This window comes from Streptomyces sp. NPDC037389 (assembly GCF_040636475.1).
Lineage (GTDB): Bacteria > Actinomycetota > Actinomycetes > Streptomycetales > Streptomycetaceae > Streptomyces > Streptomyces hesseae.
This window is the reverse complement of sequence record NZ_JBEZUS010000007.1, coordinates 413,602-429,830: the sequence shown is the minus strand read 5'-3', so window position 1 is coordinate 429,830 and position 16,229 is coordinate 413,602. Positions and strand designations below refer to the sequence as shown.

General features: G+C 69.6%; 17 protein-coding genes. 1 reads left to right on the top strand and 16 read right to left on the bottom strand.

The features are described 5' to 3' along the window. Positions 1–102: 102 nt before the first annotated feature. The 8 genes from AB0E98_RS18745 to AB0E98_RS18710 all read right to left on the bottom strand — a co-directional run bounded on the left by AB0E98_RS18745 (position 103) and on the right by AB0E98_RS18710 (position 10,008). The gene (locus AB0E98_RS18745) at positions 103–1,041 is read right to left on the bottom strand and encodes a hydroxyacid dehydrogenase (RefSeq protein WP_361703595.1); all 939 of its coding nucleotides are present in this window, start codon (positions 1,039–1,041) and stop codon (positions 103–105) included. 29 nt (positions 1,042–1,070) lie between these two features. Next, positions 1,071–2,495, bottom strand: coding sequence for an amidohydrolase family protein (locus AB0E98_RS18740; RefSeq protein WP_361703592.1), 1,425 nt, complete (start codon positions 2,493–2,495; stop codon positions 1,071–1,073). Positions 2,496–2,576: 81 nt separating this feature from the next. Beyond that, positions 2,577–4,178, bottom strand: a complete 1,602-nt coding sequence (locus AB0E98_RS18735; RefSeq protein WP_361703590.1) for a type VI secretion protein — start codon at positions 4,176–4,178, stop codon at positions 2,577–2,579. Position 4,179: 1 nt separating this feature from the next. Beyond that, positions 4,180–5,640, bottom strand: a complete 1,461-nt coding sequence (locus AB0E98_RS18730; RefSeq protein WP_361703587.1) for an ATP-binding protein — start codon at positions 5,638–5,640, stop codon at positions 4,180–4,182. 10 nt (positions 5,641–5,650) lie between these two features. Next, complete coding sequence (locus AB0E98_RS18725) at positions 5,651–7,204, bottom strand: SCO6880 family protein (RefSeq protein WP_361703675.1); 1,554 nt, start codon at positions 7,202–7,204, stop codon at positions 5,651–5,653. Between the two features lie 2 nt (positions 7,205–7,206). Then, positions 7,207–8,625 carry a hypothetical protein gene (locus AB0E98_RS18720; protein ID WP_361703584.1) on the bottom strand — a complete coding sequence of 473 codons (1,419 nt, stop codon included), beginning with the start codon at positions 8,623–8,625 and terminating at the stop codon, positions 7,207–7,209. Continuing rightward, on the bottom strand, positions 8,615–9,484 hold the full coding sequence (locus AB0E98_RS18715; RefSeq protein ID WP_361703581.1) for a hypothetical protein: 870 nt from the start codon (positions 9,482–9,484) through the stop codon (positions 8,615–8,617). Before AB0E98_RS18715 ends, AB0E98_RS18720 begins: the two co-directional genes overlap by 11 nt. A 215-nt stretch (positions 9,485–9,699) precedes the next feature. After that, positions 9,700–10,008 (bottom strand): hypothetical protein, encoded by a 309-nt coding sequence (locus AB0E98_RS18710; protein WP_099199098.1) that lies wholly within the window; start codon positions 10,006–10,008, stop codon positions 9,700–9,702. 335 nt (positions 10,009–10,343) lie between these two features. On the opposite strand from AB0E98_RS18710, the gene AB0E98_RS18705 reads away from it, so the two are divergent. Beyond that, the gene (locus AB0E98_RS18705) at positions 10,344–11,705 is read left to right on the top strand and encodes a protein kinase (RefSeq protein ID WP_361703579.1); all 1,362 of its coding nucleotides are present in this window, start codon (positions 10,344–10,346) and stop codon (positions 11,703–11,705) included. A gap of 31 nt (positions 11,706–11,736) precedes the next feature. Here the strand turns inward: AB0E98_RS18705 and AB0E98_RS18700 are convergent, their stop codons facing one another. The 8 genes from AB0E98_RS18700 to AB0E98_RS18665 form a co-directional block, all read right to left on the bottom strand. Beyond that, positions 11,737–11,904, bottom strand: coding sequence for a DUF397 domain-containing protein (locus AB0E98_RS18700; protein WP_361703673.1), 168 nt, complete (start codon positions 11,902–11,904; stop codon positions 11,737–11,739). Then, on the bottom strand, positions 11,901–12,986 hold the full coding sequence (locus AB0E98_RS18695; protein ID WP_361703576.1) for a hypothetical protein: 1,086 nt from the start codon (positions 12,984–12,986) through the stop codon (positions 11,901–11,903). The genes AB0E98_RS18700 and AB0E98_RS18695 overlap by 4 nt, the downstream gene beginning before the upstream one ends. 214 nt (positions 12,987–13,200) lie before the next feature. Further along, positions 13,201–13,605, bottom strand: coding sequence for a hypothetical protein (locus AB0E98_RS18690; RefSeq protein ID WP_361703573.1), 405 nt, complete (start codon positions 13,603–13,605; stop codon positions 13,201–13,203). Positions 13,606–13,741: 136 nt separating this feature from the next. Further along, the gene (locus tag AB0E98_RS18685; RefSeq protein WP_361703571.1) at positions 13,742–14,203 is read right to left on the bottom strand and encodes a carboxymuconolactone decarboxylase family protein; all 462 of its coding nucleotides are present in this window, start codon (positions 14,201–14,203) and stop codon (positions 13,742–13,744) included. A 249-nt stretch (positions 14,204–14,452) separates the two neighbouring features. Next, a complete protein-coding gene (locus AB0E98_RS18680) occupies positions 14,453–14,830 on the bottom strand; it encodes a hypothetical protein (RefSeq protein WP_361703568.1) in 378 nt (125 codons plus the stop codon). Positions 14,831–14,849: 19 nt separating this feature from the next. Next, positions 14,850–15,296 (bottom strand): RDD family protein, encoded by a 447-nt coding sequence (locus AB0E98_RS18675; protein WP_361703671.1) that lies wholly within the window; start codon positions 15,294–15,296, stop codon positions 14,850–14,852. Positions 15,297–15,456: 160 nt separating this feature from the next. Next, the gene (locus tag AB0E98_RS18670; RefSeq protein WP_361703680.1) at positions 15,457–15,762 is read right to left on the bottom strand and encodes a hypothetical protein; all 306 of its coding nucleotides are present in this window, start codon (positions 15,760–15,762) and stop codon (positions 15,457–15,459) included. Further along, positions 15,726–16,076: a DUF6507 family protein gene (locus tag AB0E98_RS18665; RefSeq protein ID WP_361703566.1), complete on the bottom strand. Its 351-nt coding sequence runs from the start codon at positions 16,074–16,076 to the stop codon at positions 15,726–15,728. The genes AB0E98_RS18670 and AB0E98_RS18665 overlap by 37 nt, the downstream gene beginning before the upstream one ends. Positions 16,077–16,229: the final 153 nt, after the last annotated feature.

Here is a 16,229-nt window from a genome sequence, read left to right as displayed (position 1 = left end):
CAGGGGGGACCCTGTGGGAGAGTAGGACGCCGCCGAACTTCTTTTGGAGAAAGCCCTGGCAGGGGATACCTGCCAGGGCTTTCTTGCGTTTACGGCCAAAAGCTAGGCCAGCCGGCAAAGGTCTTCCCTTCTCACCGGCCCGGACAACGGCAATCCCCGCACCCACCGTTCCGTTTCCTCCACCACCCACTTCCCCAGCCTGCGGACCTCGCTCCCCTGGGCCCCCGCGATATGGGGAGTGACCAGCACATTCGGCAAGGAGAACAGTGGATGCCCCGGCGGCAGGGGCTCCGGCTCCGTCACGTCCAGGAACGCGTTGAGCCGCCCCGACGCGCATTCCCGCACCAGCGCCTCCGTGTCGATCAGTGAGCCGCGTGCGGTGTTGACGACCGTGCCGCCGTCCGGAATGAGAGCCAGCCTGCGGGCGTCCAGCATGTGCCGGGTTTCCGGTATTTCAGGAGCGTGGAGTGTGATGACGCTACTGCTGCCGCACAGTTCCTCGAGCCCCACCGCCTCGACACCCAGCCGCGCGGCCTCGGCGGCGGACACATACGGGTCGTACAGGAGAACCCGGCATCCCGTATCCGCCGTGGCCAGCCGCTCCAGGACCAGCCGCCCGATGCGTGACGCCCCGACGACACCGACCGTACGGCCGTCGCCGCCTTCCCGTTCCGCGAACCCGGGCCAGGCGGTGCTCGTGGCATACGTGGACGCCGCGATCACCGCCTTCTTGACCGCGAAAGTGATCGTGGCGAGGGCGTAGTCGGCGACCGGACCGGCATTGACGTCGGCGGCGGAGGAGACCACGATGCCCCGCTCCCACACCGCGTCCGTGACCAGCCATTTGACGGACCCGGCAGCATGAAGGACCACCCGCACACGCGGTGCCCGGGCGAGGAAGCTTTCCGTGAGCGGGGGGCTTCCCCAGCCCGTGATGAGAACGTCGGCCTGTTCCGCTGCACCACCCACCACCTCCCCCCATTCCGCGAGCCGTGCGCGTAGATCCGCGGGCAGGGTCGCACCCGCTTCATCGCGGCCCATGGTGATCGCGATCCTCGGTTTGGCCTTCCTCACGAGGCCATGCCCGCGGGCGGCTTCAGCTCGGCCGCCGCCTGCGCGATCTGGGCGAGCAGCCGTCGGCGTTCCGCCCGGTCGATCAAGTGGCCGCGCGTCACCACCGAGTCGACGCGCCGCGTATTGCGGATGTCGTCCAACGGGTCCGCGTCGAGGACGACGAGGTCGGCGGCCTTGCCGGGCTCGATCGTGCCGAGGAGGGCCTCCAGGCCGAGGGCGTGGGCCGGCGTGGTGGTGGCAGCTCGTAGGGCGTGAGCCGCCCCGAGGCCGGCCAGGGTGAGGTGTTCCAGCTCCTGGTGGAGGGCGAAGCCGGGGACGAGGTAGGGGGCCCCGGAGTCCGTACCGGCGAGGAGGGGGACGCCGTGGCGGTGGAGTTCGCCGACGATCCGCGTGTGATGGACGTTTACATCGCGGACGTTCGCATACTCCTGCTCTGTTCGGCCGCCCATCAGCTCCTCCAACTGGCTCGGCCACGCGCCGGTCAGCCAACTGGGCAGATGGACCCATTCGGGGGCCCGTTTCGGGAGGGTGTCCTGGCGCTCCATGACGTGGTGGATGCCGAGCGTCGGTGTGACATGGGTGCCGTTCGCGGCGAGGCGGTCGAAGACGCGGTCGGCTCGTTCGGGGTCGTAGGAGCGAGCCGCGAGCGACTCCAGCTGATGAACCCGGCGGAACCAGCGGCGGCAGCGGCTGATCGAGCCGGTGTCCGTCGGATCGACCTTCAGACCGTCCTCCATCTCGCGGCGGAGCGTCGACTGCTCCGAACTCGTCGCGGTGAGAAGAGGATGGAGATGTTCGATGGTGCGTTGGCCGGCGTCGGACGCCTCCGTCACGGACACGGCGTCGGGGCAGTGGCCGGCGTACGGGATGCCCCGCCGTCGGGCTTCGTCCGCGAGGGCGAGGTAGACCTCGCGCGTCAGCCGTGAGTAGACCTTGATGAAGTCCGCGCCCTCCTCCTTGATCCGGCGGACGGCTTCCCGTGCCTCGGCCTCCGTGCCCGCCTCGACGACCGGGACCGGTGAGGCGTCGTCGGTCCAGAGGCTGGGCCGCCCGTCGACGAGGGTGCTGGCGATCACCCAGCGGGGGCCCGGGAAATCACCCTGCTCGACCCGGTCACGGCCGGCGCGGACGGCCGGCGTGCCCCACATCTCCCGGACGGTCGTCACACCGGTGAGGACGTAGAGCGGGGCGACGAGCTCCGCCGGTCCGTGGCTGTGCGTGTGCATGTCGACGAGACCCGGGATGACGTACTTCCCGGAGAGGTCCATGACACGGGCCCCGTGCGGGACGGGGACCTCGGCCGTACGGCCGACCGTCACGATGCTGCCGTCGCGGACGACGACGGTCATGTCCTGCTCGGGGCCGCGTGTTCCCGGGGCGGCGATGAGTGTGGTGTGGGTGAGGAGGAGGGTGTCGTGCATGGCGGTTACCCCCTGTCGCCGTGGCTTCGTCGGCTTCCGTGCTTGTCCGGGCGGACGCGCTTGTCCGGTCGGACTTCCGTGCTACCCGGTCGGAAGGGTGCGGCGGGGCCAGCGTGCCCGGCCCTGCTCCTCGGAGCGCATCAGCGCGAACGTGGGGAGGCCCTGTGCCTCGCCGTGCTCCAGAAGGTCGGGCAGGGCGGGCAGCGGGGCCACTGCCGCCACATCGTCGAGGACGAGGGTGAGTGGTGGGTCGAGCCGGCCGGAGGATGACCGTGCGGCCATGCGGCGGCCGTGCTCGACCACGCTTGAGGCGAGTGCGGTGAGCAAGGGCATCGCACCCGGGCGGGTGCGGGGATCCTCAATCGCCTCACCCACCACGTACAGCGTTCCCTCTTCGGCGACGAATGATTCCGGCGCCGGCGAATTGGCTCGATTCGGGTTACAGGCGTCCCGGATGTGGACGGACGTCAGGGCGCCGAGAGCCCGTGCGGCCAGCTCCTGGGCCATGTCGCGCCGCTCGGGGTGCCCGGTGAGGGCGGATTCCAGTTCGCCCGCGGTGCCGCCGGTGGCCTTGGGGCTGGTCCGGAGGATACGGACCGGTTCGTGGGCCGACGTGCCCTGGGCCCAGCGGTGCACCTGACGGAAGGGCCGACCGTCCACGGCCGCGGCGTGGAGCCAGCAGCGCAGCAGGGTCTCGGCGGTGTCGGCGGTGGCCGAGTCGAGGGTGCTGAGGGGCCGTACGGGCGCGAGGAGCGCGGCCGCGCGGGCCGCGGCGGTGTCGCGTGACTCGCAGCCGGTGGTGGGGCTCCAGCGGAGCCGGTCGGGAGTGTCGAGGAGGTGGCTCGGGTCGAAGACGTGGACCGGCCCGAGCTTGGCGCGCGCGGTCTTGGTCTCGGTCCAGAGGCCGGGATCGCTGGTGACGACCAGCGCCGGGCCGGCGGCTTCGAGGACCGCGCGGGAGGCGGGGGCACGGCGATCGGTGGTGTAGAGGAGGCGCCGGGGGGTTGAGGGCGGGGAGGGGGCCGGGACGACCGAGGAGGCGGCCGGGGGAGTCGTGGCCGGTGTGGTCGCCGTGGCGGCTGCTGCCACCGGTGTCGTAGGTGCCGAGGCCGCGCCGGCGGCTGTCCGCGGCTCGGGGACGGCGGCGGCCGTCGACTCCACCGCCGGTGCGGGATTCACCGCCGGTGCGGCCTCCGCGATCGGCGAGACCCCCGACGCAGGCGCGGCCTCAGACGCCGACGTGGCCTCCGCCGCCGATGCCGGCCCCACCGCCGGCGCGGGTACGGCCGCCTCCGCCGCCCGGCGTGCCCGTGCGCCCCGCCAGCGGGCCAGCGTGCCGATCGCGAACGTCATCAGCACCACGGCCACCAGCAGCTCGCTGATGAGGATGCCCCAGAACAGCCCGTACCCCGAAAGGGCCTCCTGCGGGGTGCTCGGCCACGCGGAAGGGAGGTCGCGGGGCTGGGTCATCAGATGACGCAGGGCCTGGGGGGTGCGGGTCAGGGTCACCCCCTCCGGCCAGCTGCCGTGTTCGGCGAGGGCGGCCAGGCCGGTGGCCGTCCAGACCAGCAGGTTCAGGCCCAGCAGAAAGGCTATGCCGCTGACCAGCAGGCCATCCGGAATACCGCGCTCCGCACCCGGGTCCCGGTGCCCCGCCCGGTCCCCGCCCCCCGAGGACCTCATCTCACGCCACCGTCGATTCCGAGGATCCGTAGGTCGAGGCGGTGCCGTACGGCTCGTCGGCGAACGGCGATTCCCGTGCCGCGGCGGCTCGTTCCGCCGCTGCCGCCTCCGCCGCGAGCTCGTGGGTGCGGTCGCCGTCCTCGGTCATGGCGCGGTCGGTGTAGACGAGGGGGCGTTCGGCGTCCGTGATGAGGTGTTTGACGACCTGGACGTTGCCGTTGACGTCCCAGACCGCGATGCCGGGGGTGAGGGTCGGGATGATCTCGACCGCCCAGCGGGGCAGCCCCAGGACCCGGCCCGTGGCCCGGGCTTCGTCGGCCTTCTGGGCGTAGATGGTCCGGGTGGAGGCCATCTTCAGGATCGCGGCCGCTTCCTTCGCCGCCGCGCCGTCGACGACGTCGGAGAGGTGGTGGACCACCGCGACGAACGACAGGCCGAGCCGCCGTCCGAACTTCAGCAGGCGCTGGAAGAGCTGGGCGACGAAGGGTGAGTTGATGATGTGCCAGGCTTCCTCGACCAAGAAGATTCGCTTCTTCCGGTCCGGCCTGATCCAGGTGTGCTCCAGCCAGACGCCGACGATCGCCATGAGGATCGGCATGGCGATGGAGTTGCGGTCGATGTGGGAGAGGTCGAAGACGATCAGGGGCGCGTCGAGATCGATGCCGGCCGTCGTGGGGCCGTCGAACATCCCGCGCAGGTCGCCGTCGACGAGCCGGTCCAGCACCAGGGCGACGTCCAGGCCCCAGGCCCGTACGTCTTCTATGTCGACGTTCATCGATTCCGCGGACTCGGCCTCGGGGTGGCGCAGTTGCTCGACGATGTCGGTGAGGACGGGCTGCCGGTCGAGGTTCGTCTCGTTGCCCTCGGCGGAGCCGAATTCATTGAGCACAGTCGCGTGGGCGACCTTGAGGGCGAAGCCGGCGCGTTCGTCGAGTCCCCGGCCGGTGGCGACCTCGATGATGGTGCGGAGGAGGGCGAGCTGGCCGGTCGTGGTGATGGCCGGGTCGAGGGGGTTGAGGCGGATGCCGCCGTTGAGGGCGGCCGTAGGGTCCAGCCGGATGGGGGTTATCCCCAGCTGCTGCGCGATCAGGTTCCACTCGCCGACGCCGTCCTCGCCCTGGGCGTCGAGGACGACGACCTGACGGTCGCGGAAGCGCAGCTGTCGTAGGACGTAGGTCTTCTCCAGCGCGGACTTGCCGTTGCCGGACTCGCCGAGGACGAGCCAGTGGGGGGCGGGCAGTTGCTGTCCGTAGAGCTGGAAGGGGTCGTAGATATAGCCCTTGCCGGAGTACACCTCACGCCCGATGACCACGCCGGAGTCGCCGAGGCCGGGAGCCGCGGTGGGGAGGTAGACGGCCTGCGCCTGCCCGGTGGAGGTACGTACGGGCAGCCGGGTGGTTTCGACCTTTCCGAACAGGAAACTGGTGAAGGCGTCGGTGACGGCGGCGAGCGGGTCGAGCACGGCATTGCCCCTATCGTCGGATGCCGGTCGCGAACGGCAGCGTGTTGACGAACGCCCGGTGGTGCTCGCGGTCGCACCACTCGAGCTTGAGGTAGCTCTTGCCGGCCGAGGCTCTTATGGTCCGCTTGTCGCGCGCCAGGGCCTCCGGGGAACGCGATGACACGGTGATGTAGCCGACGAGGTTGACGCCGGCCGCGCCGCTGGCGAGGTCCTCGCCGCGCTGGTCGACGCGGGAGTGGTGGGCTACGTCGCGCGGGTCGACGACCCGGTTCATCTTGGCGGCGCGGGAGGCGTCCGCGTCGTCGTTGGTCTTCTCGGTCAGCATCCGTTCGATGGCGACGTCGGTCGGCTCCAGGTCCATGCAGACCGCCACTGTACGAATCACATCGGGCGTGTGGACGAGGAGGGGAGCGAGGAAATTGACCCCCACGGGTGTCATCGGCCATTCCTTGACCCACGCCGTGGAGTGACACCAGGGTGCCCGGGTGGACGACTCGCGCGTCTTCGCCTGGAGGAACGTGGGTTCCATGGCGTCCAGCTCGGCCGGCCAGGCGTTCCGCTTCGTCATCGCCTGGATGTGGTCGATGGGGTGGTCCGGGTCGTACATCGAGTGCACGAGCGAGGCGAGGCGCGCCTGGCCCAGCGGCTGGCGGACGCGGATGTCCGCCTCGGCGAGGCGGGCGCAGATGTCCGTGAGCTCGCGTGCCATGACGACGGCGAGGCCCGCGTCCTTGTCCAGCCGCCGCTTGCCGGCCTCGTGCCGGGAGGCGCGGGCGATGGCCTGGGCCTCGGCGGCCAGTTCACGGCCGTAGTGCATACAGGCGACGAGGTAGGCGCGGTGCTGCTCCGAGGAGGTGGAGACCATGGACTGGAGCTGGTCGTAGGAGTCCTTGAGCCACTCCGGAGCCCGCTCGTCGCCGCGCCGCTCGACGTCCTTGGCGTGGGCGTCGGGGTCGGCGGGGAGCGTACGGGCGAGCATCTGGATGCGGGTGACGTAGCCGTCGCCGTTGGCGACGTGCTTCAGCAGCGTGCCGAACCGTTCGACCAGCGCCTCCTGGTCCTCCGAGTCGCGCAGGCCGACGCCGGGGCCCTCGATCTCGATCGCGGCGGTGACGGTGCGGCGGTCGGCGTGCAGCAGCACGGCGATCTCGTCCGGCCCGAAGGGCGCGGACAGCCAGTTGATCCGCCCGATCCCGGGCGGCGGGCCGACCTCGATCTCCCGCCCGTCCATCCGGGTGCCCGCCTCGATCACCGCGGAACGGTACGTCGCGCCGCGACGCAGCGACCGTTTGTAGGAGCGGTTGATCTCAAACCACTTGTAGAACGTGCGGTTCTTGTACGGGACGTAGACGGCGGCCAGCGACAGCGCCGGGAGGCCGGTGAGGGTGATGATCCGCAGGGGGAGGATCGGCACCAGCAGCCCGCACATCATGCCAAGGAACGCGCCCGCGATGATCAGCGCGATCTCGCCGGTCTCGCGGTTCTTGCCGACGACCGCGTTGGGACGCGCGCGGCCGATCAGATACGTACGGCGGGGCGCGATCGGCTGGGACTGGGCCTGGATCGTCAACTCCGCTCACCTCCGGATGTATTGCGCTTGCTGTTGTTCTGCGCGTTGTTCTGTGCGCGGGGTGCGGGCACGGCGGCCGTGCCCGGCACCGAGGCTGCGGAGGGAGCACCGCCGCTGCTGCTGGACGGGGCGGCCGCCGGGCGGGCGCTGTGGGCGGTGACACCGCCGCTGACGGCGCCCGAGGGGCGGGGCTGGGAGCCGCCGCCCCCGCCGTCGCCACGGGCGCTGTGGGTGGTGATGCCCTGCTTGACCAGGGCGGCGGGCGAGGAGATCACGGCGGCGGCCTGGCGGGAGGCCACGTCCTTGCTGGCGTTGCGGCTGCTGACGATCTCGTCGCCGAAGCCCGGCACGAAGCGGTAGATCATCGCACTGGCGAAGATGGCGAGGAGGATGATCGCGAGGCCGGAGACCACGGCGGAGAAGGAGTTCGGCCCCTTCCCGGCGGACAGGGCCCCGGCGAGGCCGAGCACGATCATGATGATCGGCTTGACCAGGATCACCGCGATCATGATGCCCGCCCAGCGGCGGACGTGCCCCCACATGTTCTTGTCCACCAGCCCCGCGTACACGGCGGTGCCGAGCAGCGCGCCCACGTAGAGCAGGGCGGCCCTGATCACCAGCTCCAGCCAGAGCACGCCGGCGGCCAGCACGGACACGAGCGACACGACGATCAGCATGATCGGCCCGCCGCCGATGCCGTTGCCCTTCTGCAGGGCCTCGGCGAAGCCGCCGAAGAACTGGTCGTTGTTCGTCGACGAGCCGGTGGCGATGACCTCCGTGACGGCGTCGGTGGCGTTCACGACGGTGTAGAGGATCAGCGGCGTAAAGGCGGACGCCAGCACCGTCAGCCACAGGAACCCCACAGCCTCGGTGATCGCCTCGCTGAACGGCACCCCGCGCACCGCCCGCTTGGCCACGGCGAGCAGCCACAGGACGAGGGTGAGGATGGTGGAGGCGGCGAAGACGACGGCGTACTGGCGGAGGAAGGGGGTGTTGGTGAAGTCGACGTTGCCGGTGGAGTGGACGGCGGTGGACAGCTTGTGGATGATCCACGACGCGGCGTCGGCACAGCCCTTGGCGAGGGAGGCGAGGGGGTCGGTGACGGTCTGGGGGTCGTTGGGGGAGGTGGAGGTGCCGGGGGTTTTTCCGCCCTTGCAGTAGTCCTTGGCCAGCCCGACGATGAGGTCGCAAGGGTCGTTCCCCTTGGAGGCCGACGGTGTCGGGGTGGGCACGGCCGACCCCGACGCGCCGGGCGTGGGCGTGGCCACGGGCGGTGTGGTCGCGGGCGTCGGCGTGCCAGCCGGCGGCGGTACCGGATCGGCGGTCGCGCGTGAGGCCAGGGCCATGAGAGCGACCTGCACGCCCACTGCGGCCGCAGTGACGGAGAAGGCGCGCGGGCGGTGGCTACCTGGCATATGTGAACCCTCCGTACCCGCTGACCGCGTTCGCGATCTCAGTGGCTGATGCGGCCCGGTCGTCACCGTTCACCGGTGCGGGACCCTGCTTCTGACTGGACGACGCGACCTTCCAGTCATCGTTCGTCCAGTGAAGCTTTTGCGTCAGGGTGAACCACGTCTGGCTCACGGGCTTGGTCGATCCTTCGCCGGCGAGGCCGACCAGGCCGGTGCACCAGACCTCGACGGTCGCGTCGTTGGTCCCGTACGAGGTGGTCTTCGACCCGACGGGGACTGTGCGCGACACAAACGTCAGGCCCTTGGGCGCCGAGCCGTCGGGCAGTAGCCCCACGTTCTTGAGGAAGGCGTCGGAGTACGCCGTGTCGAGCTGCCCTTGGAGAGCGGGCGCGGCATCCGGAGTGTGGGTGGCGTCGACGATCGCGTGGCGGCTGTCCTTCCGGAACATTCCGTCACCCCCCAACGCCACCGCGAAGTTCGCCGCCGCGGACTGCGCCCCCTGCTCCGAATGGGCGAACCCGGAGGCGATGCCTCCGGTCTTGCCGTCGACCGGCTTCACGCCGGTGGGGGCGGTCGGCGCGCTCCCGCCGGGGCGGCGCGCATCGCCGCCGGAGGAGGAGCCGCTGCTGGAGTCACCGCCCCGGTTGGCGAAGGCGATCGCCGCGATGAGCAGCACCACGACTCCGACGACCGTCACCAGATTCCGGCTGGATGGTCGGCCCCCGCGACCGGAACGCCCGCTTCCGCGGCGGGTCGGCGCGTAGGGGTCGACCTCGCCCTCCGGAAGCCGCGTGCGCGTCATGTGGCGGTCGTCGCCGTAGCCGCCCTGGCCGCCACCGTAGCCGTCGTCGCCGAGACTCATCGCTCGCCTGCTCCCTCATACGTCGTGGCCGGCTTGCCGCCCGTATATGACGGTAGCGGTGTGAACGGAATCCCGGGGGAGGGCGTGGGGGAGTGAGGGGGCATCAGTTGGCAGCCTCGGTGGAGGTGGGCTGGGGGACGAGAGGGTCTGCGCTGGGACGATGCGCGGCGGTGCACAGGGGATCGGGTGGGGGTGGAAGGGGCGCGTGGAGGGGCTCAGACCGCCATGCCGTAGACAATGGTGAACAGCGTGCCGAGCGAGCCGATGATGAAGACTCCGGTCAGGCCGGCGACGATCAGCCCCTTGCCCTGCTCGGCGCTGAAGGTGTCGCGCAGGGCCGTCGCGCCGATCCGCTGCTTCGCCGCGCCCCAGATCGCGATCGCGAGGCAGAGCAGGATCGCCACGGCCATGATGACCTCGATCATCACCCGGGCCTCTCGGCCCAGTTGACCGAACGGGCCCCAGTTAGGGGCGATTCCGCCAATAATGGTGTTGATGTCGCCTTTGCCGGCCGCCAAGAACATCTCTAACTCACCGCCCCATACGGGTAATTGTGTCCACCCCGCCGCACGGCAAAGGCCCGGACCTATCTTCGCTGACATACCGCCGTCCGCATGTCGATTTGGCGGCATTTTTTGTCGGAACCCGTATGACCGGCGGTTGCATGGCCCTGACCTGCGACGAGGCCCGTTGTCAGTGGGGAGTCCTATGGTGACTCTGTGTATCACGCGTATGGACGGCGGGCAATGTCCGGCCGTGTGAGGGGTATCGCAGGGGGGCCGGGGGATGTTCGAACGGCAGTGTGTTCGGTGGGTACTCTTCCTGATCTGCGCATGGTTCAAGATCAAGGGTGGTACGGGTGCTGGTTGCCGGTCGGTACCGGTTGGGGGATCCGCTCGGCCGCGGCGGGATGGGCGAAGTCTGGCAGGGGCAGGACGAGGTGCTGGGCCGTCAGGTCGCGGTCAAGCTCCTCCTGGGCGACGACGGCGACGAATCGGCCGCCATGCGCTTCCGGCTGGAAGCCCAGACGGCCGCCCGCCTGAACCACCCCCAGGTCGTCGCCGTATACGACTTCGGCGAGTGGGAGGGCCGCTTCTACCTGGTCATGGAGCTGGTCCAGGGGTCGAGCCTGTCGGTGGAGCTCGCCGAGCGGCGCGCCCTCGCGCCGGCCCGCGCGGCCGACCTGGTGGCCCAGACCGCCTCGGGCCTGGCGGCCGCGCACCGGCAGGGAGTGGTCCACCGGGATGTGAAGCCCGGCAACCTCATGGTCGACGCCGCGACCGGCACGCTGAAGATCGGCGACTTCGGCATCGCCCGTTTCGTAGACGAAACCTCGGCCGGACTGACCCGGGCAGGCCAGATCGTCGGTACCAGCACCTATCTCGCCCCCGAGCGCGCCCTGGGCCGGACCGCGGGCCCGGAATCGGACGTGTACGCGCTGGGCTGCGTGCTGTACCAGATGCTGGTCGGCCGGCCGCCGTTCTGGGACGAAAACCCGACGGCGCTGCTGTACCTGCACGTGGACAGCCCGCCCGAGCCGCCGCGCCACTACCGCCCCGACGTCCCGCCCGCCTTCGAGGCGTATCTGCTGAGGATGCTGGCGAAGCAGCCGGAGGAACGGCCGTCGGCGCAGGAGGTCGCGGACTTCTTCTCGAGTACCGCGTGGCGGGGTACGCCCCAGCCGTTGTCGCCCATGACCTCGCCGTTCGTGCCGGGGGTGTCGCAGACTGCCGCCGCACAGTCGGTCGCAGGACCGACTGTGGCACCGACAGCAGGGCCGACAGCGATGGCGGGGACGTCGGCCGCGCCTCCGTCCGTACCCGCTGTCACGCCGTCGGCCGCTCCGTCGGCGATGCCCCCGGCCGGGCCTGTCGCTGTACCCCCGGCCGCACCTCTGCATCCACACGCGGCTCCCGTGCCCCCCGTGGCCATGGGAGCCCCGCCGACGCCGTCCGCCCCGCCTGTGACCCCCGTAGCGGCTGCGGTGCCGCCTTCGGCGTCGGCTCCGGCGGCGCACCTGCCCCCCGGCTCGCCCGTAGCGCCGTTGCCTCCCTCCCTTCAGCGGGAGACGACGACCACGTACGCGCTGCCATCCGCACGGACCAGGGCCGCCGCGGCGGTGGGCGCTGCTGGGCGACGACGGCCGAAGATGCTGCTCGCGGCTGTCGCCGGAGTGGTGGTCTTCGTCGTGGCCGCGCTGATCGGTGCCGCGCTGTTCTGACCCTGGCCCTGACCGCGCCAGGAGGTGGAACCTAGTCGTCGATGCCCTCGACGAAGTGGTCGAACTCTCCTGCCCTGACGCCCAGGCAGAAGGCTTCCCACTTGGTCTCGGTGGTCACGACGACCGTCTCGGGGTTGATGTTCTCCCGGATGTAGACGTTCCCGTCGCCGCCGAAGGCCACCTCCAGGTACTCGGTCATCGTCTCGTCATCAGTGGCCGGGATCCAGTTGAGCTCGGGCACGGCAACGCCCCTTCACGCGATGGGATGTTCGGATGAACGTCGGCGACCACGATAGAGGAGTCCGTTGACGCTGACTCCCGAAGTCTGCTCAGTGCCTCCTGAATGGTGTGCATCATCAGCCGGGGGCGGCGGAAGACGTCGTCGCCGCTGAACCTGAGCACCTGGCGGATGCCCTCGCAGCCGGAGAGTTCATTGAAGCGGAGGATGTCGTTCTGGTGTGCGGCCCGGCTGCCGTGCCAGGTGTATCCCTCGATCTCCACCCCCAGCCCTTCGGCCCTGAAGAGGAAGTCGAGCCGCAGCAGTCGGCCGTTCGGGGCCGTCACCTCGGCTTGCGATTCCGGATGCAGCCCGGTGCCGTGCATCCACAGTCGCGCCATGGTCTCCGCCGGGGACCCGGAGGCCGGATCGGTCAGCGCGAGTGCCGCCCGCGCCGACCGTATGTTTCGCCGACGGCGTCCGTCGCGTCCGTCAGGGCCGAGCGCCTCGTGGATCTGTTCCCGGCCTGCCAGCCCCTTCGCGAGCACGAAGTCGGCAGCGATCACGCCCTCGTGCGCGGGCAGGGCCGTCAGCAGGTCGCAGATGGTCCGGAGGACCGTCGTGACCCGCACACCGCCGACCACCGTGATCTCGCGCGCCGCCAGCGGTATGGCGTGCACGACGACGCCGGGCGCCCGGGACTGCCCCCGCCGACGCGGGTCCGTGAGTTCGACGTCGTCGTCGCCGACGACGCGGGCGACGCCACGACGCCGGACGGCCCGGCCGTGCGGGAGGGCGGGAATGCCGTACAGAGCCGCCGCCGACCCATGGCTGCCCACCCACTCCGGATGTCTCAACTGCACCGCGAGCAGCCGCAGCCGCGTATCGATCCGCAAGCCCGGCTGCCCCCATGTCCCGCAGTACAACCGCGACCAGCCGGCCCGTCGTAGCGCCCCCGCCGCTCCGCTGGGCCGCAGCCCGCACTCGACGGCCTGCGTCGTGAGCAGGACGCCGCCTTGCGCGGCGGCGGCCTCGTGAAGATTTCGCTGATCCCCCCGTTTCATGACCTCAGGACACCGCACGGAGCGGAATCCCGCGAGGCCTGTGGATAACCCGGGGGCCGGGCCGGCGATCGCTCCGTACTACCCGCGATTCTCTCGACTTCCCTTGGAGGGAAATCGAGATCGGCGCTGCCTGCCGCACGGGGTCCCGTCACCGGTAGACCGGTGGCGGGGCCCCGTCGCATGGCATACGACGGCTAGCGCGTACAGCGCCTCGTCACCACCGGTCGATGCCCATCGTCTTCGCCGCGCTGTGGATCGCGTTGTAGTGCGGGATCGACATGTCGGACTTCTTGTCCTTCGCCGGCAGGTGCTTGTCGGTCTGCCGGAACTCGTCGCGTGATCCGGCCAGCAGGCTCGTTCCGTAGCTGACCGGCACGTCGGGCTTTCCGTGGATGGGATGCGACTTGGCGGCCGTCTGGCTGCCCGCGTTGGCGAGGATGCTCCGCGCCTGGTTGTACGCGGCCGTCTTGATCGTCTTCGGATTCGCCACCACGGCGTGCGTGCCGGACTCCGCACGGGCGTGGTCGGTGCTGATCGCGGCGGAAGCGGGCGCGACGACCGTGGCGACGGCGCCGACCGCGAGCGCCGCGGCGAGACCGGTCCGGGCGATGAGGTTCATGAGGAGGCACCTCTCAGTACTCGACGGAAGGGTTCCGGTTGTTGCGAGGAAGAGCCTTCACGTGAGGGATTGGTGCCTGATGAACAAAGGATGGACGCGCTGGTCAGAAGGGCCCGGACGTGGTGGCAGCTCGGCCTCAGCCCCAGGTCGTACCGGCCGGCTCCTCGATCGTGGTGTTGATGCGGTTGAAGAAGTTGGTCGTGGCGACCATGAGGATGATGGCGGAGAGCTGCTTCTCGTCGAAGTGATCCGCCGCCTCGTCCCAGATCTCGTCCGGCACGGCCTTGCCCGAACGGTCGGCGATCCGGGTCGCGGCCTCCGCCAGCGCCAGCGCGGCGCGCTCGGCATCGCTGAAGAACGGCGCCTCGCGCCAGGCGGCGACCTGGTGCAGCCGCTCGTCGGTCTCGCCCGCCTTCTTGGCACTGGCGATACCGCCGTACACACAGGCGCTGCACCCGTTGATCTGGCTGGCCCGCAGGTGCACCAGCTCCAGGATCTGCTGCGGGACGTCGCCCTGGTTGACGGCCGACATGAGGCTCTGGATGCCCCTCATGGCGTCGGGCAGGACCATCGCAGGGTTCTTCATACGAGCGCTCATGGTGTTTCCCTTCGTAAGCCTGGCCCGCCGGTGCGTCTGTCTGTCGCACCGGCGGGTTGAGGTCCGTCACTGCACTGACGGATGGCGACGGGGGAGTGTGACGAGTGGCCCGGATTTTTCCGGCCTGGCCTGGCCCGGCGTTTTGTGGAGCACCGTGCTTGAGCCGAGGCCGGACTGTTCAGACGTTCCCTGGGAGGTAGCCCGGACGGCTGATCGACCGTGTTGCTCGTGCCGCCACACCGCCTGGTTTCACCAGATGAGGACTCCTCCGCCGATTCGTTGTGCGCGACGGGCTGCGTCGGTGATGTTGCCCAAGCGCTGCTCGAGCAGTTCTACGGTGAAGGCGTATGGCTCGCTTGTCGGCATGCGGGCGGCTATGCGGTCGACGCGCGTGCGGACGACCAGGCACTCGGCGATGAAGGCCGGTACGTCGGTGGGATGGACGTAGAGGTCGCCGTCGGCGAGCTTGGGGAAGAACCGGGCTCCGAGAGATCGCACTGTCTCGGAGCCCCAGACAGTGCGACGCCATCGCTCGAATCCGGCGCGGTCGGAACAACCGGGAGGCACGTCGAGGATGCGGATCTCCCCGCTCTCCTCGACGACGAAGACGTCAACGTCCAGGCTCATGCGTGGCTGCGGAGCGCGATCACAGGTGGTTGCCGGACTGTCCCCAACGGCGTTTGACGACCACGCTGGAGGCTGCTTTGTCGTGAAAGCATTGACGTAGTGGTTTGTCCCAGAGACAGGACAGTGCGTTGATCAGCCCGCCGAACGGGACAAGTCCGATGAACTGGTAGACGGCCCAGCGTCCGAAGGCGGCCCCCAAAGAGAGCTTCTGCCCGTCCGAGACGCGCGCAACCCGCAACCCGCAGACGCGCTTTCCGAGAGTTCCTCCATAAAGGTGCGTCATGAGAGGCTCGTAGAGCGCCATGATTCCGAGGCCTGCTGTGGCCATCGTCGCTGCACCAGCATTGTCGTTATCAGCCACTGCGGCCATCGCCGCTCCCGCCGGAATGGCGATGACGAATATCCCGACCAAGATGATGAGGATGTCGATGATTCGGGCTCCGAGACGTACGCCCGGGTTGGGCAGAGCCTCGTCGGGCGGGCCTGGCCGTGGTGCTATGTACGGTGGGGTGAACTGTGGCTGGTGCGGGCCGTTCCCGTAGGGGGGCGGCTGCTGATAGGAGCTCATGCAAACAATCCAGTAGGGATAGTTCTGGCTACGACATTCGAGTGGTGCAGTCGACTATCTAATCCGGCGGGAGAGATTGTTCGGCGAGGTCGCCGAACAGGTAGTCGTAAATCTTGCCGAGGTAGTCATAGAGGGCACCCTCGCCTTCGAACTTGATATCCCTGATCGCCATGTAGTCGTTCACGGTTAGATTTCGATCGTCAAGGATCGACTTGAGGCCTGACTGTACTGCCTCTACGTATGCGTCATTGAATGAGTGCAGCGTCGGGCGCAGGTACCCTCCGGTTTCGGCTGCCATCTCATAGCTGAGGTAGGTGCTCAACTTGTTCAGTTCGTTGGCGAAGTGGGCCGCCCGTTCGCGCACAGGGAGGGTCGAGCGGAAGAGCTGGTCCGCTTCCGGGGCGGCGTAGTGGGCCGACAGGCCCTGGAAGGACGCGTGCGTGTCCTCACCGCTATGTGGGTCAGTTCAGGTGTGGCGTGGTTCGCGTACGCCTTGAGTGCCATTCCGACGAGGCCCTCGCTCGCGTCGCACGGGCCCGCCAGGCGGCCGGCGTGGCCTGCGGCGGAGTCGATGTGTTCGATGTACGCGTTGGCCTGGCCCACCAGCTTGCCCGCGATCTCGGCCGTCGTGGCGACCACGCCGCGTACGCCGTCGGGCTTGATGTCCCATCTGGACATGGCGGCGCCTTCCCCTCCCCTGAGAAACGTCTTCGCTGCACGCCTTCAGCAGTCGCGGCGGCGCCCCCGTGGTCCGCACATGCGTCTGACGCACGGTGAATCTTTCTATCACCGTGGGTGAGGGGTGGCGCATGAGTATGTGTACTCATATGT

Coding starts and splice junctions, on each gene's coding strand:
- AB0E98_RS18745 (WP_361703595.1), bottom strand. CDS start 1,041: ATGGGCCGCGATGAAGCGGGTGCGACCCTGCCCGCGGATCTACGCGCA.
- AB0E98_RS18695 (WP_361703576.1), bottom strand. CDS start 12,986: ATGAAACGGGGGGATCAGCGAAATCTTCACGAGGCCGCCGCCGCGCAA.
- AB0E98_RS18740 (WP_361703592.1), bottom strand. CDS start 2,495: ATGCACGACACCCTCCTCCTCACCCACACCACACTCATCGCCGCCCCG.
- AB0E98_RS18680 (WP_361703568.1), bottom strand. CDS start 14,830: ATGAGCCTGGACGTTGACGTCTTCGTCGTCGAGGAGAGCGGGGAGATC.
- AB0E98_RS18665 (WP_361703566.1), bottom strand. CDS start 16,076: ATGTCCAGATGGGACATCAAGCCCGACGGCGTACGCGGCGTGGTCGCC.
- AB0E98_RS18685 (WP_361703571.1), bottom strand. CDS start 14,203: ATGAGCGCTCGTATGAAGAACCCTGCGATGGTCCTGCCCGACGCCATG.
- AB0E98_RS18700 (WP_361703673.1), bottom strand. CDS start 11,904: ATGACCGAGTACCTGGAGGTGGCCTTCGGCGGCGACGGGAACGTCTAC.
- AB0E98_RS18735 (WP_361703590.1), bottom strand. CDS start 4,178: ATGAGGTCCTCGGGGGGCGGGGACCGGGCGGGGCACCGGGACCCGGGT.
- AB0E98_RS18690 (WP_361703573.1), bottom strand. CDS start 13,605: ATGAACCTCATCGCCCGGACCGGTCTCGCCGCGGCGCTCGCGGTCGGC.
- AB0E98_RS18710 (WP_099199098.1), bottom strand. CDS start 10,008: ATGTTCTTGGCGGCCGGCAAAGGCGACATCAACACCATTATTGGCGGA.
- AB0E98_RS18715 (WP_361703581.1), bottom strand. CDS start 9,484: ATGAGTCTCGGCGACGACGGCTACGGTGGCGGCCAGGGCGGCTACGGC.
- AB0E98_RS18720 (WP_361703584.1), bottom strand. CDS start 8,625: ATGCCAGGTAGCCACCGCCCGCGCGCCTTCTCCGTCACTGCGGCCGCA.